The sequence below is a fragment of the Streptomyces adelaidensis genome, from assembly GCF_016598475.1.
Taxonomy (GTDB): Bacteria; Actinomycetota; Actinomycetes; order Streptomycetales; family Streptomycetaceae; genus Streptomyces; species Streptomyces adelaidensis.
On sequence record NZ_JAEMUX010000010.1, the window covers coordinates 1 to 20,673 of the forward strand.

Below are 20,673 nucleotides of genomic sequence, written 5' to 3' on the forward strand. Positions count from 1 at the left end.
GGGAGCCGTTGTCCTGCCGGAGCCTCAGAAGCCCCGTAGGACTGCCGCCTTCGTGGCGGCGAACTCCTCGTCCGTGAGGACGCCTTCGCGGTGCAGCTCGCCCAACTCGCGCAGGCGGCGCAGGAGGACGTCGTGATGGTCCGGGGTGGGCGCCGGGCGCCGGGGGTGGTCGTCGTGGTCGGCGGCGACGCGGGTCGACGGGTGGGGGAGACGCGCGGTGACGGCCGTGGCGACGAGGGCCGTCAGGAGGTCGCGGCGAGTGCTGCCCCACAGGTCGAGGGCGAACGGGTCCCGCTCCGGCGGCAGTTTCGAGAACACGGTCTCGCGCGTCACGAACCGCAGGAACCCGTCCTCGTAACCGGAGTTGGGCAACCACTCGACCTGGACCAGATCGCCGATGCCGATGACCCGGGGGCCGGTCGCGCGCTTGACGCGGTCGGAGGTGTCGTTCCAGTCGATCCTGACCTGCGTACCGTCGAACGAGACCGTGCCGTCGCTGGACCGGACCGACACCGGCACGGGCGGTCCGGGCAGGAGATGGGCCTGTGCGGGCTCCTTCGGCGTCTGTTCGAGCAGCTTCGGGCAGCATGGACTGCCGTATCTCCTCGGCCACGTACTCGGCGACCGCGCAGCGGTTGAGATCGACCGTCAGCCGGTACGGGTCGGCCGAGTCGGGCAACCGCCCGCCGGTGGGCCTGGAGCATTGGGTCACTGCCCTCGCGGAGCCGCAACCGGAGCCGCCCGCGCTTGCGTTCGGGCTCGTAGACGACACCGGACACCGCTTCCAGGGGCACCGCGATCTCCCCGTACGTCTGCCGGAACAGCGCCACGGAACGGTGCGGGCCCGGCGTGATCCGGACCGTGCTGCCATCGAAGGCCCAGGTCCCCGTCGCGCTGGATGATCTCGGCCATAGGAGGATTCTCGCAGCCGGGTCAACATGAGGACCGGTACTTCACCCCGTGCCCGCCTTGCGCTCAGTGGCCCTGCCGGATGCGTGCCGTGTTCCGTACGGCACAATTCGCTGTCATCGCAGGGCAGTTGTCCGACCGCACGGCTGTGGTAGTGATCGGACGTACGCACGACGCCCGGCGACGACGGTGATGACGTCGATGACGGTGACGGCGAATGCCGAGAGACGCGGACGCAGAGGCGGACGCGGCGCGGGAAGGCGGGCTCGGGCATGGCGGTGCAGGAGGCGAGAGGGGGCATGGGCGCGGGCTCCCATGAAGGCGGGTGCATGTGCGGGGACTGTCCGCACGGGGCGCGCGCGGGACACCGGCGCGCGGTCGCCGAATTCCTGCTGAAACGGGAGGAGTTCGCGTCCGGGCAGGGGCTGCCCGCAGCCGTCGCACACTCCGCGTCCGCCTCCCGGCAATGGGTCTCGGACGAACTCACCCAGTCCGCCGCCCTCGTCGCCGAACGCGGCCGGGTCGAGGGCGAGGCCTGGCTCGCCCGGCAGTGGCTGCGCACGGCGGCCGTCGTCTGGATCGGCGTCGTGACCCTCCTCCTCGTCCAGGCCCTCACCGCGATCGGCGCCGGCTGGACGGTCTCCCGCACCGCCGGTCTGCTCGCCGCCCTGCTGGTGGGCGCGGCACTCACCGGCGCCGCTTATCTGCACCGGGCGCGCGGCGGCGTCCTCGCCCCGGTCATCGGCGAGGACAACCGTCTCTCCACCTCCCGTGCGGTCGCGGCCGGCTGGGTGCTCTTCGTCGTCTTCGTGGTCCTCGTCCTCGTCGGCCGCCTGGCCGCCGCCTCCGACCACCGTGAACGCGACGCCCTCCTCGCCGGCCTCGACCTCGCCCGCGGCGCGGGCATCGTGACCGTCCTGGCCGTCGTCTGCGGTATCGCGGTCCTGGTCCGCCGTGTGGTCGGCCTCCGGGTCCTCGGCCAGCGCCTCCAGAAGGTCCGCGCCCACCGTCCGAGAGCCGCCGACCTGCTGACCGACGACTCGGGCCGAGGCAGCTTCTCGGACATCCAGTACGTGATCATCTGCACCGTCGCCCTCGCCTTCGCGGCGGTTCGCCTCGCCCGCCGCCCCGACCAGCTCCCCGACCTCCCCTGGGGCCTCGCCCTCCTCGTCCTGGTCTCGGCGGCCACCTACGTCGCCGGCAAGTACGCCGAGGGCGGCCGCCCCGTCATCCTCTCCGTCGTCCGCGCCCGCGAGGCCGGCGACCTCGACGCCCCCATCCGCAACGGCGACGACATCGAGATCCGCGGCGCGGGCTTCGTCCCACCCGGCGCCCAGACCGCCGACCGCCTCTCCCGCATGGTCGTCCGCATCGGCCCCGTCCACGTCCACGTCCCCCTCGTACCCGTGGCCGGCGGCTTCAACAACCCCACCGACGCCGTCCTGACCGTCCCCGTCCCCGCCGACGTCGAACCCGGCAAGGTCGACGTCCAGGTCGTCACCGCGGCAGGCGTCGAGACCAACCGCTACGCGATCGAGGTCTCGGCGGACTGAACGGAACGGGGAAGTGGGGACTGGCGTGTCGAAAGGGCAGGGTCCCGATCGACGTGAGAGTGAAGGCAGCTCACACACCCCAGGACTCAAGGAGCACCCCCTCATGACCACGACCACGACCCCGACCGTGACCGCGGATCTGGCCATCTCCCTCGACGGCTACATCGCCGGCACCGACGTCACCCTCGACAACCCGGGAGGCAACGGCGCCGAACCCCTCTTCGAGTGGATCCACAACCTCGCGAGCTGGCGGGAGCGCCAGGGCATGACCGGCGGCGAGGAGAACCGCGACTCCGAGCTGATGCGTGAGTGGTTCGACGCCACCGGAGCGGTGATCATGGGGCGGATGATGTACGACACGGGCGAGAAGTTCTGGGGCGACAACCCGCCCTTCCACACCCCCGTCTTCGTCCTCACCCACCGCCCCCGCCCGACCCTGGTCAAAGAGGGCGACACCACCTTCACCTTCGTCCCCGACGGCATCCACAGCGCCCTCACCCAGGCCAAAGCCGCCGCCGGCTCCCGGAACGTCGACATCGCGGGCGGGGCCGGCACGGTGCAGCAGTACCTCGAAGAGGGCCTCATCGACGAACTCCAGCTCCACATCGTGCCCGCCCTCCTCGGAGCGGGTCTGCGCCTCTTCGAGGGCCTGGGCCCCGAAGCCGGCCGACGCAACCTCGAACCGGTCAGGACGATCGCCACACCCCTTGCGACCCACCTGAAGTACCGCTTCGTGAAGTGAGCCGGCGCGGCTGAGGGGCGGCCTCGGCGGCAGCGGCGCGGTACTGCTGCCGGGGGCCGGGGGCCGGGGGCCGGGGGCCGGGGGCCGGGGGCCGGGGGCCGGGGGCCGGGGGCCGAGGACTTGGCGGGGCTGGGGGGCCGAGAGTCTGGCGGGGGTCCAGGGGCGCAGCGCCCCTGGCGGGGTGCGGGGCGGAGCCCCGTGTCGGGTGGGGGGCGAAGGGGCGCAGCCCCTGGGGGTGGGACGGGTAGGGGCGGCGGGGGCGAGAAAAAGGACATTCGGGGCTCAGTCGACCCCTGGACGAGGCACCCCAACCCGGAAAACACGCCCGCACTATTGAGCGCCCCCACCCTTCCGACCGTATCGTCTGTTGAGGGGTCAACGGCACGGCGGACAAGAGGCGGCGCAGACCATGACTCACGGCATTCGCACGGACTCCCACACCCCCTACCTCGACGGCGGCCGCGACTGGCGGGACACAGCCACCCGCTACGCCCTGCTGCCCCTACGCGTCTTCCTCGGCGTCACCTTCATCTACGCAGGCCTGGACAAACTCACCGACAGCGCCTTCATGGCCGACTCCGGATCCGGCTCGATCGGCGACATGATGAGCGCCGCCCGCGACTCCTCAGCCATCCCAGCCATGATCGACCTGGCCCTCAAGAACCCCGTCGGCTTCGGCTACGCCATCGCCTTCGGCGAACTGGCCGTCGGCATAGGCATCCTCATCGGCCTCTTCTCCCGCCTCGCCGCCTTCGGGGGCGCCCTGATCTCCCTCAGCCTCTGGCTCACGGTCAGCTGGTCGGCCTCCCCGTACTACTACGGCAACGACCTCCCGTACTTCATGGCCTGGATCCCCCTGATCCTCGCAGGCGCCCCGGTGCTCTCCCTGGACGCGGCCATCCGCTCCCGCCGCAGTGGCGGCACTGGCGGCAGCGGCGGCAGCCGCCACCGGGCGGGGGCCTACCGCTGAGCCCCACCACCCACCACGGCTCAGCCACTCCCGGCTGAGCCCGCCCGGGCCCGCGCCTGACCCGGCCCCGCAGCCGAGGTCAGGACCGCAGGTCCGGCAGCCCGACGCCGAGCGCCGCCGACCTGCGCCTCGGGCTGGGCAGCGGAACCGTGCGGTTGGCGGCGAACTCCGGCTGCCGCACATGTTCGCCGAGGTCACCAGCTCCCTGGGCTCGACCGCCGTGAGCCCCGGTTGCGCCCGGCGACCGCCGTACCGAACTCCCCGGCCATCTCCCGCACCGCCCGCTCGAACTCACACACCGCAGCCACCGAGATGTCGCCCTCCAGAGCTATCTGAGCAGGTCTCGGAACAGCGGCCTCGGCGGCCTCGGGGTGAGCGTCTCCGTGAGCGCGCCTTGCGCAGGCCCCCTTGCTCGGCCGGCCGGGCTGGTAGCAACGTCGGCTCAGCCATCGTCCGGTCATCGTGCGAAGCGCCTTAACGGCTCTCTGTTCAGTTATGTGCCCTTCCGGCGACGTTCTCGCAGGTCACCGCCGCTTACCCGGCTCGTCGCCACGACCGTCCGCCGCCTGCCCGGCCCGCCTCGCCGGTCCCGCCTGGTCGGCTGCTCCCGCCCATCCCGCCCATCCCGCCGACGCGGTCGGCCCGGCCGGCGAGGTGGGCGAGGCCCGTCCGGATGTCCGGCGGCCTCGTATCGCGTGGTTCAAGAACGCCACCGCTCCCGCGAGTCCCAGCCCCGCGACGACGAGCGGTATCACCGCGAACCAAGGGGTCTCCCACGCATCGCCCGCGTCACCGAGGTAGACGACACCGGTGAGGGTGAGGAAGAAGCCGACGACGAGCTTGCCCGGCTGGAACTCATGACGTGGCACGGGCCACCTCCGCCTGTCCCAGACCCACTTCCAGGTCGATGGTGATCGTGCCGCCGCTCCCCGAGCCCTTCGCCGGGGACAGCGTCAGCCGATCGCTCTTGTCCGGTGCCACATCCAGGTCCTCCTGATCGTCGCCCGGCAACTGGATGTCACCGAGACCCACTTCGATGTCGAGCCGCACGGTGACGTCCGGCGGAACCACCACCTTCACCTTGCCCGCCCCCACCTCCACGCTCGTGGCCAGCGTCTCTCCCTCCGACACATCCACCTTGGACAGATCCAGCGTGCCCACACCGGTACCCAGCTCGTACCGGGCCGCCACGCTCTGTGCGTTCCGGGGTGTCCACTCCGTACGGGCCCAGTCGGTGGTGATGTTCGCCGGGAGCGCCGCCGTGCACGCCAGGAGCCCCGCAGCTACCACGGCCAGGAAGATCGACCCCGCTCCCGTACGCCCCAGGAACGCGCTCACGGCTATGCCCAGGCCGAATACGGCCAGTGCGCAGGCCAGACCGGTCTGCAGGCTCGCGGCCAGCGCGCGGTCCTCCCAGGTCGCGCTGGTGCCGACGCCGCCGGCGAGCAGCGCGAGGAGGAAGACCCAGCCGCCTATCCAGCGCGGCCCGCGCGGCTTCGGCTCGCGCACGGTGCGTAGGTCCTGGCGGAAGGGCATACCCCGGGCGATGTTGATCGCCGCCGCGACGTCCCGGTCCCGGGTCTCCCACGGCCCCCACAGATAGCCCGTGCCGCCGACATGTGTCCCGTCCTTGACTATCGGGTCGCGCCACCAGGAAGGGGAGAAGGCGGCCACGGGTGGCGCCTGGGCCTCCGGCGGGGCGTCGGCCACGGCCTGGGCGGCCAGCGGATCGGGGTCGGGGGCGCCGCGCTGCTGCGACCAGTACCCCGCGCCGGCCAGGAGCAGGGAGAGGACCACGGAGAAGGTCAGGACGGTGCTGTTGCCCAGCAGGCTGAGGAACACTCCGCAGCCGACCAGGGCGAAGAGCACAGCCGTCAGGGCATGGCCGTCCACCCGGCCGGTCAGCAGCTTGCGTACCTCGTTCTCGTCGTCGTCGTACGGCACGAACAGCCAGGCGAAGCCGTAGAAGATGAGGCCGAGGCCGCCGGTCGCGGCGAGCACCGCGAGCACCACCCGGAAGATCACCGGGTCCATGTCGCACTGCCGCCCGAGCCCCGCGCAGACACCGCCCAACATCTTGTACCGCCGGTCACGGCGGAACTTGTGCGGAGTGGTGGGGGCGCCGACGGGATGGTCGGGGGAGGGCTGACCGGCGGCTCCGGCCGGGTGGCCGGCCGTGGCCGCTTGATCCGCGGACGCCCCCGCGCCCCCGCCCTCGTGCGCGCGCGGCTTCCTTGCCGTGCCCGGTGGGGGCACGGCGTCCTGCGGCTCGGTGGTGGGCCGCCGGGAGGCCGGACCCGAGCTGGGGCCCGGATCCGGTGCCGCGTGCTGGTGATCCGTCATGCGTCCATCGTGACGGTCGAGCCGGTCCGATGGCAGTCGGGATAACCCTGGTCGAACCCTGATATCGGCCCGGGGATGTGTTCGATCACGGATGAGCCGAAGATCAGGGGCGCCTCGGGGGTCGACCCTGATGCCTCGATCCGCCGTGCGTGTGAATATCGATGGCATGCCGGAAGCCGCAGCACTGCCAGTCGACACTCCGCGGCCCCCGCGCAAGCTCTACCGCAGCAGCGACGGACGCTGGCTCGGAGGCGTGGCGCGAGGGCTCGCCGGACATCTCGGGCTGCCCGTGACCTGGGTGCGGCTCGTGTTCGCCGGCCTGTTCCTGGCGGACGGCCTCGGCGCCCTGGTGTACGCGGCCTTCTGGTTCTTCGTCCCGCTAGGCGTGGGCGGCGTCGACAGCCAGCGGCCCCCGGCCATCGCCACCGAGAGCTCACCCGACGGCCGCCGCAGACTGGTGGCCCGCAAGCCCGACCGGGGCCAGATAGTCGCCCTGCTCCTCATGGTCGTCGTGGCCATGGTCTTCGTCGGCAGTGTGGACCTCGGGCAGGGTGTCAGGGCGTATCTCTGGCCGACCGTGCTCGTCGCCGCCGGCGTGGCCCTGGTCTGGCGCCAGGCTGACAACGCCCGACGGGCCCGCTGGGCCGAGGTCGGCCGCCGTCGGCGCACGATCACGCTGCTCCGCTCCGTGGCCGGCGTCCTGCTGGTCACGGCGGGTGTCTCCGGGATATTCGTCCTACAGGGCTCCGCCGACCACCTCGGCTCGGTGCTGCAGGCGGCGCTCGCGGTCCTCGTCGGCATAACGCTGCTCGCCGGCCCGTACCTCGTCCGTATGACCCAGGACCTCTCCGAGGAGCGCCTCATGCGCATCCGCGCCCAGGAACGGGCGGAGGTCGCGGCCCACGTCCACGACTCGGTGCTGCACACGCTGACGCTGATACAGCGAAACGCGGACAAGCCGAACGAAGTCCGCCGCCTCGCCCGCGCCCAGGAGCGCGACCTGCGCAACTGGCTGTACAAACCGGAGGGCACCGGCAAGGACGAGGACGACGAGCCCGGCACCCTCGCCGAGGCTGTGCGGCGCAACGCGGCGGAGGTCGAGGACAAGCACGGCGTCCCCCTAGAGGTGGTCGTCGTCGGCGACTGCCCCCTCGACGAGGGACTGACCGCGCAGATGCAGGCCGCGCGCGAGGCAATGGTGAACGCAGCCAAGTACGGTGGCGAGGGCGGCGCCGTACAGGTCTTCGCCGAGGTCGAGGGCAGGACGGTCTTCGTGTCCGTCCGTGACCGCGGCCCCGGCTTCGACCTCGACGCGATACCCGCCGACCGCATGGGCGTCAGAGAATCGATCATCGGCCGCATGGAGCGCCACGGCGGCACGGCGCGACTCCGCGCCGTACCGGACGGCGGCACGGAGGTCGAGTTGGAGATGGAGAGGGCGGAGACGACGTCATGAGCGACGCGAACGGGGCGAAAGACCCAGCCGTGCAAGGCGGTTCGGGCACTGGTCCGACCGGTGACCAGGGAGGTCCGGCCGCGCGGGACACCGGCTCGGTTGAAGGCGGGCCCCCCAAGTCCGGCCAGCCCAAAGAGTCCGGCCGACCCGATGAGCCCAACGAGACCGCCGCGCCCGGCGATTCCGGAGCAGCGGCCTCGGGAGCCGGTGTCTCCGGGCCCGGGCGGCATGTCCGGGTCGTCCTCGTCGACGATCACCGTATGTTCCGTACGGGAGTCCAGGCCGAGATCGGGCAGACGGACCGTACGGGAGTGGAAGTCGTCGGGGAGGCACCCGATGTGGACCAGGCGGTGTCGGTGATCACGAGCACGCGGCCCGAGGTGGTGCTCCTCGATGTCCATCTGCCCGGTGGTGGTGGCGTCGAAGTCCTGCGCCGCTGCTCGGCGTTGATGGCGGACGCCGAGCAGCCCGTCCGTTTCCTCGCCCTGTCCGTGTCGGACGCGGCGGAGGACGTGATCGGGGTGATCCGTGGCGGCGCGCGCGGCTATGTCACCAAGACGATCACCGGGTCCGACCTCGTCCACTCCATCTTCCGGGTCCAGGACGGCGACGCGGTCTTCTCCCCGCGCCTGGCCGGCTTCGTCCTCGACGCCTTCGCCTCCACCGACGCCCCGCCCGTCGACGAGGACCTCGACCGCCTCACCCAGCGCGAGCGCGAGGTTCTGCGCCTCATCGCCCGTGGCTATGCGTACAAGGAGATCGCCAAGCAGCTCTACATCTCCGTGAAGACGGTGGAGTCCCATGTCTCCGCCGTACTACGGAAGTTGCAGCTCTCCAACCGGCACGAGCTGACGAGATGGGCGACGGCACGACGCCTGGTGTGACCGCCGCCCCGGGGGCTCAAGTGGGGGAAAGGTGGCCATGGCGACCTCGGTGGACTTGGCCATGGCGACCCGCATCAGTTCCTCGGGGTCGCCGCGATCACGGCGTCCGGCCCCACGCACACTGCCCCACGCCAACCGCCCCCCGTAAATCGTCGCGCTCAGACCTCCCCGCTCAAGCCACTCTCGTAGCCCCCGTGAACGGCATCTCGTCGAGTGGTGCCACGCGTACGGGAGCCGAGGGGTTCGGGGCGTGGATCATTTGGCCGTTGCCGATGTAGATGCCCACGTGGCTGATGCCGGAGTAGAAGAAGACGAGGTCGCCGGGGCGGAGTTCGGAGCGGGCGACGCGTTGGCCGGCGTTGATCTGGGCGTACGTGGTGCGGGGGAGTGAGACGCCGGCGGCGCGGTAGGCCGCTTGGGTGAGGCCCGAGCAGTCGAAGGCGTTGGGGCCGGTCGCGCCCCAGACGTACGGGCTGCCGAGTTTGGTGTAGGCGTAGGAAACGGCGGCTGAGGCACGGGAGTTGGGTGCGTCCGCCGTGGCGGAGGTGGGCGGGACGGGGCCGGTGAGGCTGCCGCGGGTCGAGGCGGAGGAGCGCGAGGTATGGCTCGTGCGGTCGCCCGCGGCGTCGAAGCGTGGCCGGTCCTCCTCGCTGACCCGGTCGAGCAGCCGGCGCGCGGTGGTCAGTTTCGAGGTGACGGTCTTCTTGTGTCGCTTCAGCTCCGTCTGCCGGGACTTGAGCGTGCTCAGCTCGACGCGGGCGGCCCCGCGCAGCCGTTCGATGTCCAGCAGTTGCTTGCGCACGCTCGACACGTCCGCCGCCTGCCGGCTGCCGACCCGCTCGGCGAGGGCGGCGCTGTCCAGGTACCGGTCCGGATCGGCGGAGAGCGCGAGCTGCAAGGAGGGGTCCATGCCCCCGCTCCGGTACAGCGCCGCGGCCTGCGAACCGAGCTGGTCCCGCGACGAGTTGAGCCGGTCGGTGCGGCGGGCGGCCTGGTCGCGCAGCTCTTCGAGGTTCTCCTGCGCGGTGTCGGCCTTCTCCTTCGCGCCGTTGTACTTCTCGGTGGCGGTCTCCGCCTCCTGATACAGCTGGTCCACCTTCGCCCTGACCTGCTCGGGTGTGAGCTGTGGATCGGCGTGCCCGGTGCCCTCGAATCCGGTCGCGGTCGCCGCGCCCGCGAGGGCGAACGTCGCGGCCGTGCGGACCGTATGGCCGCCGATCGAGCGCTGTCTGGGCTTGCGGTGCGCTGCCACGTGGAGTCCACGTCCTCTCCGTACGACCGCCGTCCGTAGTACGTACGCACACTGACCTGTCCGTACGGGACCGCCTGGGGGAGCGGCGACGCGTCCGGCGGCGGCCCGCACAGGGGGAGCGGGACGCCGCCGGACCTTCTCGGCGGTGGTGTCCGACTGCCGCCCCTGGCCCGGGCGGCGGTGGGGAGCCGGTCACCTGATGGAGGACGCTAAACCTGGGCGTGTCGGCTCGGTAACGCGTTGTGCGGAAGTGGCGTGCACCGACCGTGAGGTGACCGTATGTGACTGTGATCCTGCCCTGGCGTCGCCGACTTCACGCTGCGCGATGACCGATGCGGCGATTTCGGGACGGGTGGGGTGCTGCGGTGCTATGGAGCGCATATATGCAAGATCATTAAGGTGCCTGGAGCATCATGGGACCGCGCGGGCTCGTCGGCGCGCTGACGACGGCGAACATCTTCATCGCGGTGCTCTGGACCTGACCGCCCCACCCGTCCCCGACGGAAGCCCTTGCTCTCCCTTGCTCTCCCGTGCTCTCCTGTGGGCTCCCGGTCACGCCCTACGCCGGCCGCACCACGCTGTGGATCGACGACTCCCCGTCGTAGAACACCGATTCCTCGCGCACATACGCCCCCGGCTTCGGTGCGTGGATCATCATGCCGTTGCCGATGTAGAGACCGACGTGGCCGATGTTGTCGTAGAAGAAGATGAGGTCGCCGGGCCTGGCATCGGTGAGGGGGGCGCTGGTGCCTGCGGTGACCTGGTCGTAGGTGGTGCGGGGGAGGTCGACGCCGGCGGCCTTCCAGGCGGCCTGGGTGAGGCCGGAGCAGTCGTAGGAGCCGGGGCCGGTGGCGCCCCAGACGTACGGCTTGCCGATCTGGGCGCGGGCGAAGGCGAGGGCTTTGACGGCCTTCGAGGCGTACGTGGTGTCCTCGGCCGGAGCGGAGGTCTCGGAGGTCCCCTGTTGGGCCTCCGGGGCCACCTGCTGGGTCTCCGGGGCCTGTTGGGTCTGCTGGGCCTCCTGAGGGGCCGCCGCGCTCTGAGAGGCCTGGGTCTCCTGGGATGCGGTCCGGGCCGCCGCCTGCCGGCGGGCCAGTTCCGCCGCCTCGCGCTCGGCCTCCTCCCGCTCGCGCCGTTCGATCTCGGCGAGCTCTGCCTGTTCCGCAGCGGTCAGGGTGGAGAGGAGTTCGCGGGCCTGGGCGAGCTTCGTCTGGACCTTGGCCTTGCCGGCCTTGAGCGCGTTCTGCGACTCGGTGAGCTGTTCGAGGCTGTCGCTCGCCTCCTGGCGCTGCTCCGTCGCCTCGGCCTGCTGGGTGACGTACTCGTCGACAGCGCCCTTCTGGCGGTCCGTCAAAGGGTCCATCAGCTGGTTCTGGTCGAAGTAGTCCTGCGGGTTGTCCGCGAGCAGCAGGGACGCCGCGTCGGGGGAGGCCGTGCCCGTGCGGTACTGCTCGGCGGCGAACGAACCCAGTTCCTCCCGCGCCTCGTTGAGCTTCTCCGTGCGCTGGGCGGCGTCGTCGAGAAGGGTGTCGACCCTCTTCTTCTGCTTGGTCGTCCGCTCCTTGACCGAGTTGTACTTCTCGGTCGCGGTCCCGGCCTGGCGGTAGAGGTCGTCGACCTTCTTCTCGACTTCCTCCAGGCTCGGCTTGTCGTCGGTCGACGGGGCGGCGTTGGCCGTCTGGGAGAGCAGGGCCACGGAGGTGAGGGCGGCCGTGGCGAGGGCGGGCGTGCGTATGCCCGTGCGCGTTCGGGCCGGACGCGGCGGCTTGCGGTGCGGCGCCATGGTTCGGCGTCTCCTTCCGTTGTCCGCCTACCGGGTTAGCTGTCGGGTTCGGGCGCTGGCTTCGGAAGGTTTGCCCTACGACCCTTGCCGCGTGCGGCGGGCGGGTCGATTCACCCCAGAGGTCGGTGGGTCCCCGGCTCCGGCTGCCACGGAAGGCGTACCGGACTCGGCGGAGGACGTGCGGCCCGGCGACGTTCGCCGGTTGGGTCGTACGGTCCTGGGGGAAAACGCTAACCAACTCGTATGGCCGTGTGAAGGTTGATGTTCGAAATGCCCGATACGTTTTCGTGACCTTGGCCTCTCCGGCGCGATAGGCGGTACGCTCGAATGCTCATCGTCACGACGTGACCGCGGTGAGTGGCCGATGCTGTGGTGTCGGGATGGGGCGGGTTTGAAGATCCTTGACGATCGTCGCGTAGCGACTTCCCGGGGCGGCCCCTCGCTGTCAGTGGGGGCGCCTAGACTCGGAGAGCGATGAGCAGCCTCTTTGACGACAGCTTCCTGGCGGACCTCCAGACCCCTCGCGGGCGCGACGAGGAACCCCCGCCGCCGCCCGAGGACGATCACGGACCGGAGTCGCTTCCGGACGATCTGTTCGGCGGGAAGTTCGACGCGCCGCCGGACCGGGACGCCTACTACCGCGACGGCGCCCCCCGCCCGGCGATCGACGCGGCGGCGCTCCTGGAAGGGCTGAACGAGAACCAGCGCGCGGCCGTCGTGCACGCCGGCTCCCCGCTGCTCATCGTGGCCGGCGCCGGCTCCGGCAAGACCCGCGTGCTCACCCACCGCATCGCCCATCTGCTCGGCGAGCGGCACGTCCACCCGGGCCAGATCCTCGCGATCACCTTCACCAACAAGGCCGCGGGCGAGATGAAGGAGCGCGTCGAGCACCTCGTCGGCCCGCGGGCGAACGCGATGTGGGTCATGACCTTCCACAGCGCCTGCGTACGGATCCTGCGCCGCGAGAGCAAGAAGCTCGGCTTCACCTCCTCCTTCTCCATCTACGACGCCGCCGACAGCAAGCGGCTGATGGCGCTGGTCTGCCGCGACCTGGACCTCGACCCCAAGCGGTTCCCGCCCAAGTCCTTCAGCGCCAAGATCTCGAACCTGAAGAACGAGCTGATCGACGAGGAGGACTTCGCCGCCCAGGCCACCGACGGCTTCGAGAAGACCCTCGCCCAGGCCTACGTGCTCTACCAGTCCCGCCTCCGCGAGGCGAACGCACTCGACTTCGACGACCTGATCATGACGACGGTCAATCTGCTCCGCGCCTTCCCGGACGTCGCCGAGCACTACCGCCGCCGCTTCCGCCATGTACTCGTCGACGAGTACCAGGACACCAACCACGCGCAGTACGCCCTGGTCAGAGAGCTGGTCGGCACCTCAGAGCACCCCGTTGACGTACCGCCCAACGAGTACGACGTGCCGCCCGCCGAGCTCTGCGTCGTGGGTGACGCCGACCAGTCGATCTACGCCTTCCGCGGCGCGACCATCCGCAACATCCTCCAGTTCGAGGAGGACTACGCGGACGCGACGACGATCATGCTGGAGCAGAACTACCGCTCCACGCAGACGATCCTCACCGCCGCCAACGCCGTCATCGAGCGCAACGAGTCCCGCCGCCCCAAGAACCTGTGGACGAACGCGGGCGCGGGCGCGCAGATCACCGGCTATGTCGCCGACACCGAGCACGACGAGGCCCAGTTCGTCGCCGACGAGATAGACCGCCTGACGGACGCGGGCAAGGCGAAGGCCGGAGACGTCGCCGTCTTCTACCGTACGAACGCCCAGTCCCGTGTCTTCGAAGAGATCTTCATCCGCGTCGGCCTGCCCTACAAGGTCGTCGGCGGCGTCCGCTTCTACGAGCGCAAGGAGGTCCGGGACGTCCTCGCGTACCTGCGCGTCCTCGCCAACCCGGAGGACTCGGTGCCGCTGCGCCGCATCCTCAATGTGCCCAAGCGCGGCATCGGTGAGCGCGCGGAGGCGATGATCGACGCCCTCTCGCAGCGGGAGAAGATCAGCTTCCCGCAGGCGCTGAAGCGCGTCGACGAGGCGTACGGGATGGCGGCCCGGTCCACGAACGCCGTCCAGCGGTTCAACACGCTGATGGAGGATCTGCGGACCGTCGTCGAGTCCGGCGCCGGACCGGCGACCGTTCTGGAAGCCGTCCTCGAACGGACCGGCTATCTCGCGGAGTTGCAGGCATCCACCGACCCGCAGGACGAGACCCGCATCGAGAACCTCCAGGAACTCGCCGCCGTGGCACTGGAGTTCGAGAAGGAGTCCGCGGAGGCGGAGGATACGGGCGAGGGCGCGGCCGCGACTCCCGCCGGGATCGCCGCCTTCCTGGAGCGGGTGGCCCTGGTCGCCGACTCCGACCAGATCCCCGACGAGGAGGAGGACGGCTCGGGCGTCATCACGCTCATGACCCTCCACACCGCCAAGGGCCTGGAGTTCCCGGTCGTCTTCCTGACCGGCATGGAGGACGGCGTCTTCCCACACATGCGCGCCCTCGGCCAGACCAAGGAACTGGAGGAGGAGCGCCGCCTCGCGTACGTCGGCATCACCCGCGCGCGTGAACGGCTCTACCTCACCCGCTCCTCGCTGCGCAGTGCCTGGGGCCAGCCCTCGTACAACCCGCCGTCCCGCTTCCTGGAGGAGATCCCGGCCACTCATCTGGAGTGGAAGCGCACGGGTGGATCCGCGCCGGTGTCCTCGGGCCCGGCGGGCGGCATCGCGTCCTCGCTGTCGTCGACCCGCTCCCGCTCCTCGGCCTCGGGCGCTTCCGGCTTCGCGACCCGCCGCACCACCGAGAAGCCGGTGGTCTCCCTGGCCGTCGGCGACCGCGTCAACCACGACCAGTTCGGCCTCGGCACGGTCGTCGGGGTCGGCGGCGCGGGCGGGAACGCGGAGGCCACGATCGACTTCGGTGACATCAAGCCGAAGCGGCTGCTGCTGCGGTACGCGCCGGTGGAGAAGCTGTAGGCGGAGTGAGGGGAGAGCTGGGGGCCACAGCCCCCGGTGGGCCCGCCTCGGTGGAGGCCGAGTGGGTGAGTGCGACTACCGCCTACGTCGGGTCCAGACCATGGCTGCGCAGCCACGGCAGCGGGTCGATGGCCGAGCCGCCGGCCGGGCGGACCTCGAAGTGGAGGTGCGGGCCGGTGGAGTTGCCCGAGTTGCCGGAGTAGGCGATGGTGTCGCCGGCCTTGACGGTCGTACCGGAGGCGACCTTGTACGTGGAGAGGTGGCAGTACCAGGTCTCCGTGCCGTCCTTGGCGGTCACGATGACCATGTTGCCGTAGGCGCTGTTCCACTGTGTCCGGACGGTGCCGTCGGTCGCGGCCATCACCGGGGTGCCGTACGAGACGGGGAAGTCGATACCGGTGTGCAGGGACATCCAGTTGACGCCGGACTGTCCGTAGAACGCGCTGAGTCCGTGCTTGGCGACCGGCAGGGCGAACTTCGGCCGGAGTCGCTCCTTGCGGGCCGCCTCGGCCGCCGCCTTCTTCTGCTCCAGCACCTGCTGGGCCTTCAGGTCGATGCGCTCCTGCGTCCGGCTCGCCCGGTCGGCGAAGTCGTCCGCCTCGGCGGACAGGCTCTCCAACTGGGTGTCGAGCTGGTTGTTGGCGGTGGACGGCTTCACGGCGGTGGCGTCCGACTTGATGGACGCCGTGGTCTCCGTGTCGTCCGACGTGGCACCGACCGAGGCCGCCGCGATTCCCGCGACCCCCATGACGCAGGCCGACGGAACGGCCACGGTCAGCAGGGCGGAACGTTTGGCCGGAGCGCGACGACGCGACCGCGAGGCCGCGCGGTTGGCGGCCCGGCCGCCGGGGCTCGCGCTCCTGGTGGCCGCCGTGACGACCTCTTCCTCGCCGTCGAGGAGCGCGGCGCGGTCCGCACCGTCGGTCTCGAACTCGCCGTCCGAGGGAAGGGGTTGGTCCTGGTCGTACGGGGCGATGTGCTCGAAGGTGGCGGTCGCCTGCTGTGCGAACTCCGCGGCCTCGGCCGAGAAGTCCACCACTTCGGTGCGGGGGTGCTCATGGGCGTCGTACGACTCGGAGGCGGAGCCGCCGTGCTCGTCGGTGGCGGCGGGGGTGCCGTCGCTGTTCCACTGGGTGGCGTCGAAGGCGCCCGTGTCGAAGTGCTGGGTGCCGACCCACTGCTGGGTCTGGTCGGACTGCCCCAACTGGCCCGCCTGGCCGAGCTGTTCGGCCTTCAGCCAGCCGCTCGCGTCCCACTGGCCGCTCGCGTCGGGGCCCGCCGACTGCGCGGGGACCTGCTGCGCGAGATGCTCGTAACCGGCCGACCACGACGTCGTTTCGTAACTGCCCGTGTCGTATGCGGCCTGGTGCTGCGCGGCGTACGGGTCGTAGTTCAGCGTCTGGTGGCTGCCGGTCGACCACTGCGAGGCGTCGTAGGAACCGGTAGCGGTACCGGAGTCATCGCCCGGCAGGTCGCCGAAGAGGGGGTCGACCGCGAAGGTGCCGGTGGCGGTCGCGTGCGCGCCGGTGCCGGAGTCGAAACCTGTGGCGGCGTAATCGCCGTACGTGGTGAAGTCGCCATAGGTGGCTTCCTGGTGGCCGTACGACGCGTAGTGCGCCGGGTCGGCTTCGGAAGCCGGAGTCGGGGGTGTTGCGGTCCCCGACGGATGACGATCGTTCACCAACTTCTCTTTCGCCTCGACGACAGGGGCTGGCAGAGCAGTGCGGTGACTGTACCCGGCGGTATGCGGGCGCGACAATCTTCAACGGGTTTCGTGCACGCAGGAAACGGGCATTCGAGCGTCTTTCGGCGGTCTGTGGGCACGACTTTGGCTTTGCGTTCGAAGGTTGTTCGATGGCGGAGGTCTGTGTGGGGGCTGTGGAACGGCCCGCGCCAGTAGGGGAGAGACGTTTCGCCGGGTGAACGCGGGCCGCGGGTGGGGCGCGTTGTTGCCGGGGGGAGGGTGTCGCGAGTCGGGCGCATGGCGGGGGCGCGTGGGTGTGCGCCGCGTTTGCCGCCTTACATCCCTGTCTCGCTTCTCTGTGGCGCGGGTCACTGTGCTTCCGGCGGCGGCCGGGAGCACGTCACGCCGCACGCCGCCGGGCTCACGCCACGGTCAGGCCGCCGCGTTCACGCCACCGTCAGGCCGCCGCGCCGGGCGGCCGGGTGGGCTCCGGTCCGGGCGGTGTCGAGGGCCTGCCGTATCCCGGTGGCGACGGCGGGGTGCACGGGCAGGGCGAGGTGGCCGATGCCGGTGACCCGGATGTTCTGCGCCATCAGGTCCGGGTGGTCGACGCAGGCGGTCTCCAGCGGATCCATCAGGTGGTCGAGGTCGCTCCAGAACGCCACGAAGTGCGTACGGCAGCCCGGAGCCGGCTCCCGCAACTCGCCGAGGACGTCGGAGTCCGGCCGCATCTGGCGGACGATCGGGTGCGCGTCCGCCAGCGGCACGACCCGGGTGCCGCCGTGCGGGGTGCCGAGCGTGACGAGCGTCCGGACGCGCTGGTCGCCGCCGAGCCGCTGCACGTAGTACCGCGCTATCAGTCCGCCGAGGCTGTGCCCGACGATGTCCACCTGCGCCTGGCCCGTGCGCTCACAGATGTCCTCGATGTGCCGCCCCAGCAGCTCGGCGGCCTTGCGGATGTCGCAGGTGAGGGGTGAGTAGTTGAGTGATTCGAGGTGCCGGTTGCCGTGCTGCGCGAGGGTGCGGCGCAGCAGGACGAAGACCGAGCGGTTGTCGATGAACCCGTGCAGCAGGACGACCGGAGGCTGCTCCTCCGTGGGGAGCCGGGTGGCGTCGGGCGGGAGGAGCGTGGGCGTGGTCCGGCGCTCCTGGATCATCCCGGACGGATAGAGCAGCAGATGCCCGGCGAGGATCGCCAACTCCAGGGCGGTCGCCTTGAGGAGGGTCATGGAGAGCCCCGCCAGTCTGGTGGGCAGCAGCCGCTCGCAGAGCGGAAGCAGGGGCGTGACCGCCCTGGTGATCTTCATGCCCGACCTCCCGTCGACAGACGGGCGGACATCGCTGTCCCCCGTGTGCCCTAGTGGAGAGCCGCGGTGCGTGCGGCGGACGGCGGGTGCGAGGCATGAGTCGTGTGCGGCGCGCATGGCGAGGGCCCGACCCTCACCTGAATCCCCGCTGCCTTGCCCTGTCGTCTGCCGCCTGCCGGCCCCGATCCGTCCCGCCGCCTTGGCCTCCCGCAGGCGGTGGGGTCGGTGCGGCGCCTTTCGGCGGCGCTCCTTGCGCATGCTCTCGCCGTGGCGCGCACGCCACGGGGGCCTCTGTGACGACCGGCCCGGATGCGGTCCGGATGCCGCGCTCACTTCAGTCCCCGCGACGCGTGAGCCGCGGAAACCGGGAGCAGTGCGCGGCGAACGTGTCCCACCGTGTGATTTCCCCCTCGGTCAGCACCGTGAAACTGCCGGTTGCGGGATGCTGAAGATAACGTTCGTTCACTTTCCCGGAGCGTGGTGCGGGTAGGGATTGGGTGTTCCATGGATCTGGTGCCGTGCGCACCTGTTCTGTGTCGCGTCGGTGCAGTCGTTTTCGAGTTGCTGTAGTCGTTTCATGGAGGCAGTGATGGGTGTGGCAGCCGGTCCGATCCGAGTGGTGGTGGCCAAGCCGGGACTCGACGGCCACGATCGCGGGGCGAAGGTGATCGCGCGGGCGCTGCGCGACGCCGGTATGGAGGTCATCTACACCGGCCTCCACCAGACGCCGGAGCAGATCGTCGGCACCGCCATCCAGGAGGACGCCGACGCGATCGGCCTCTCCATCCTCTCCGGCGCCCACAACACGCTCTTCGCCGCCGTCATCGAACTCCTCAAGGAGCGCGACGCCGAGGACATCCTCGTCTTCGGCGGCGGCATCATCCCCGAGGCGGACATCGCGCCCCTCAAGGAGAAGGGTGTCGCGGAGATCTTCACGCCGGGGGCGACGACGGCGTCGATCGTGGAGTGGGTCCGGGCGAACGTGCGGCAGCCGGCCGGGACGTAGGCCTCCGGCGAGGGCGGGTTGGCGGGCTGGGTGGTTCGGTCGTTGTTCGGGTGCGGGTCGGTGGTGGCTGGTCGCGCAGTTCCCCGCGCCCCTGAGGGAGACGGCCCTTCGGGCCGGTCTCCCTCGGACGGGTCTTCCTCGGTCGGTCATGGCGGCGGCGTCAGTTCTGACTGCATGGTGGCGCGCAGGCGCAAGGTGGTCGTGAGGCGTTGGAAGGCCTCGGCCCAGTAGCCGCCGGCGCCGGGGGCCGCGTTCTCGGGGTCCTCCGGTGTGGCGGTGAGCGGTTCGAGGCGTACGGCCTCCGCGGGGTCCAGGCACCGCTCGGCCAGGCCCATCACCCCGCTGAAACTCCAGGGATAACTGCCGGCGTCCCGAGCGATATTGAGGGCGTCCACCACGGCCCGCCCCAGCGGCGGAGCCCACGGCACCGCGCACACCCCGAGCAGCTGAAACGCCTCGGACAACCCGTGCGTGGCGATGAACCCCGCCACCCACTCGGCCCGCTCCCCGTCCCCCAACGCCGCCAGCAGCTTCGCCCGCTCGGCGAGCGACACGGCTCCCGGCCCCCCGGCGTCGGGCGTGGAGGGCGTCCCCAGCAGCGCCCGTGACCAGCCCGGATCATGCTGCCGCACCGCCGCCCGGCACCACGCCCCGTGCAGCTCACCCCGCCAGTCGTCGGCGACCGGCAGCGCGACGATCTCCTCCGGCGTACGCCCCCCGAACCGCCGTGACCACGCCCCGAGCGGCGCCGCCTCCACCAACTGGCCCAGCCACCACGACCGTTCACCCCGGCCGGCCGGAGCCTTCGGGAGCACACCGTCGCGTTCCATGCCCGGGTCGCACTCGTGCGGAGGCTCGACCGCGATCGTGGGGGCGCTGCCGGTGTGATCGACGGCCACACAGGCGGTCGCCCGCTTCGCCATCCGCGCCGCGAGCGCCGAGGCGGGCAGCGCGGACAGCAACTCGGCCGCCGTGGCCCGCACATTCCGGCTGCGATCCGCCAACGCGGCCTCCAGGAACGGCTCGTCCTCCGCGACCAGCCCCGTACGCAGCGTGTCGAGGAACATGAGCCGGTCCTCGGCCCGTTCCGTCGGCCAGGTGGACGCCAGCAACTCCCGTGCCGGGACGGCATCCCGGGCCCGGAGCGCCGTGAGCAGGGCGACACGCTCCGCGAACAGGCCCTCCGCCCAGAGGCGTCGGACCCGCTCCGGCTCGTCAGGACCGGGCAGCGCCGCGCCGCCGCCCGGCGCGGCACGCAGCGCGAAACGCCAGTCCGGGTTCAGCCGGGCCAGCCACCGCGCCCGCGCGCCCGCGAAGGCCAGGACGGCGGGACGCAGATCCGTACGGCCGCGCGCCGCGTCCAGCAGCGCGGGCAGGACCTCCGGGGGCGCCGCGTAGCCGTACGCGTTGGCCGATGCCAGCCACTGGGGCAGCAGCTCCATCAGATCGGGCGCCGCGCCCCGGCGGCCGCCGCCCGCGCCGGGCCGGTCGGCCAGCAACGTCGCCAGTCGCCGTGCCGCGGCGGGCGGCAGCCGCGGCCGCCGCTCCGGTGCCGCCGGCTCCGGCCGCACCGCCGCCCGCACCGGCCGTATCCCCGCCCTGCGCCGCACGGTCTCCACGGCCGCCGCGTCCAACAGGGCCACGGGCGCCTCCCGGCCCGACCCCGAGCCCGGGGGCGTACGACGATCCGTGCCGAGCAGCGCCGTGGTGACGAGCTCTTCCCAGGAGAGTCCCGCCGCGGGGGCCGAGGCGGGAGACGTGCTGCTCATGAGGGGTCCTTCCGTACGGGGACGGTCGGT

Annotated in this window: 14 protein-coding genes, 1 pseudogene and 1 riboswitch; of the genes and pseudogenes, 7 read left to right on the forward strand and 8 right to left on the reverse strand. The window is 71.3% G+C overall.

What is annotated here, in order from left to right:
• Positions 1-24 precede the first annotated feature (24 nt).
• Positions 25-912 (reverse strand): annotated as a pseudogene (locus tag I8N67_RS07760) (DUF4429 domain-containing protein).
• Positions 913-1,181: 269 nt separating this feature from the next.
• On the opposite strand from I8N67_RS07760, the gene I8N67_RS07765 reads away from it, so the two are divergent.
• From I8N67_RS07765 to I8N67_RS07775, 3 genes are all read left to right on the forward strand, one after another.
• Positions 1,182-2,462 (forward strand): hypothetical protein, encoded by a 1,281-nt coding sequence (locus I8N67_RS07765; RefSeq protein WP_200301853.1) that lies wholly within the window; start codon positions 1,182-1,184, stop codon positions 2,460-2,462.
• Positions 2,463-2,565: 103 nt separating this feature from the next.
• Positions 2,566-3,204, forward strand: a complete 639-nt coding sequence (locus tag I8N67_RS07770; RefSeq protein ID WP_200301854.1) for a dihydrofolate reductase family protein — start codon at positions 2,566-2,568, stop codon at positions 3,202-3,204.
• 409 nt (positions 3,205-3,613) lie between these two features.
• Entirely contained in the window at positions 3,614-4,174 is a 561-nt protein-coding gene (locus I8N67_RS07775; RefSeq protein WP_200301855.1) for a DoxX family protein, read from the forward strand.
• A 524-nt stretch (positions 4,175-4,698) separates the two neighbouring features.
• Here the strand turns inward: I8N67_RS07775 and I8N67_RS44160 are convergent.
• Together I8N67_RS44160 and I8N67_RS07785 are read right to left on the reverse strand one after the other, a co-directional pair.
• A complete protein-coding gene (locus I8N67_RS44160) occupies positions 4,699-5,043 on the reverse strand; it encodes a hypothetical protein (RefSeq protein WP_200301856.1) in 345 nt (114 codons plus the stop codon).
• On the reverse strand, positions 5,030-6,517 hold the full coding sequence (locus I8N67_RS07785; protein WP_200301857.1) for a PspC domain-containing protein: 1,488 nt from the start codon (positions 6,515-6,517) through the stop codon (positions 5,030-5,032). Before I8N67_RS07785 ends, I8N67_RS44160 begins: the two co-directional genes overlap by 14 nt.
• A gap of 166 nt (positions 6,518-6,683) precedes the next feature.
• Here I8N67_RS07785 and I8N67_RS07790 point away from each other — a divergent pair, with 166 nt between their 5' ends.
• Both I8N67_RS07790 and I8N67_RS07795 read left to right on the forward strand, forming a co-directional pair.
• Complete coding sequence (locus I8N67_RS07790; RefSeq protein ID WP_200301858.1) at positions 6,684-7,973, forward strand: ATP-binding protein; 1,290 nt, start codon at positions 6,684-6,686, stop codon at positions 7,971-7,973.
• Complete coding sequence (locus I8N67_RS07795; protein WP_200301859.1) at positions 7,970-8,857, forward strand: LuxR C-terminal-related transcriptional regulator; 888 nt, start codon at positions 7,970-7,972, stop codon at positions 8,855-8,857. The genes I8N67_RS07790 and I8N67_RS07795 overlap by 4 nt, the downstream gene beginning before the upstream one ends.
• A 172-nt stretch (positions 8,858-9,029) precedes the next feature.
• Here I8N67_RS07795 and I8N67_RS07800 read toward each other — a convergent pair whose 3' ends face one another.
• Both I8N67_RS07800 and I8N67_RS07805 read right to left on the reverse strand, forming a co-directional pair.
• Positions 9,030-10,109 (reverse strand): C40 family peptidase, encoded by a 1,080-nt coding sequence (locus tag I8N67_RS07800; RefSeq protein WP_200301860.1) that lies wholly within the window; start codon positions 10,107-10,109, stop codon positions 9,030-9,032.
• Positions 10,110-10,668: 559 nt separating this feature from the next.
• Complete coding sequence (locus I8N67_RS07805; protein WP_200301861.1) at positions 10,669-11,892, reverse strand: C40 family peptidase; 1,224 nt, start codon at positions 11,890-11,892, stop codon at positions 10,669-10,671.
• A gap of 9 nt (positions 11,893-11,901) precedes the next feature.
• Positions 11,902-12,074: riboswitch (cyclic di-AMP (ydaO/yuaA leader) on the reverse strand.
• Between the two features lie 292 nt (positions 12,075-12,366).
• Here I8N67_RS07805 and pcrA point away from each other — a divergent pair.
• Positions 12,367-14,877 carry a DNA helicase PcrA gene (pcrA, locus tag I8N67_RS07810; RefSeq protein ID WP_200301862.1) on the forward strand — a complete coding sequence of 837 codons (2,511 nt, stop codon included), beginning with the start codon at positions 12,367-12,369 and terminating at the stop codon, positions 14,875-14,877.
• An 82-nt stretch (positions 14,878-14,959) separates the two neighbouring features.
• On the opposite strand, the gene I8N67_RS07815 is transcribed toward pcrA, so the two are convergent.
• Positions 14,960-16,558 (reverse strand): M23 family metallopeptidase, encoded by a 1,599-nt coding sequence (locus I8N67_RS07815; RefSeq protein WP_200301863.1) that lies wholly within the window; start codon positions 16,556-16,558, stop codon positions 14,960-14,962.
• 449 nt (positions 16,559-17,007) lie between these two features.
• Positions 17,008-17,868 (reverse strand): alpha/beta hydrolase, encoded by an 861-nt coding sequence (locus tag I8N67_RS07820; protein ID WP_200301864.1) that lies wholly within the window; start codon positions 17,866-17,868, stop codon positions 17,008-17,010.
• Positions 17,869-18,457: 589 nt separating this feature from the next.
• On the opposite strand from I8N67_RS07820, the gene icmB reads away from it, so the two are divergent.
• Positions 18,458-18,874, forward strand: coding sequence for a coenzyme B12-dependent isobutyryl CoA mutase small subunit (gene icmB, locus I8N67_RS07825; protein WP_200301865.1), 417 nt, complete (start codon positions 18,458-18,460; stop codon positions 18,872-18,874).
• 146 nt (positions 18,875-19,020) lie between these two features.
• On the opposite strand, the gene I8N67_RS07830 is transcribed toward icmB, so the two are convergent.
• Positions 19,021-20,643: a DUF5691 domain-containing protein gene (locus I8N67_RS07830; RefSeq protein WP_200301866.1), complete on the reverse strand. Its 1,623-nt coding sequence runs from the start codon at positions 20,641-20,643 to the stop codon at positions 19,021-19,023.
• Between the last annotated feature and the right edge of the window lie 30 nt (positions 20,644-20,673).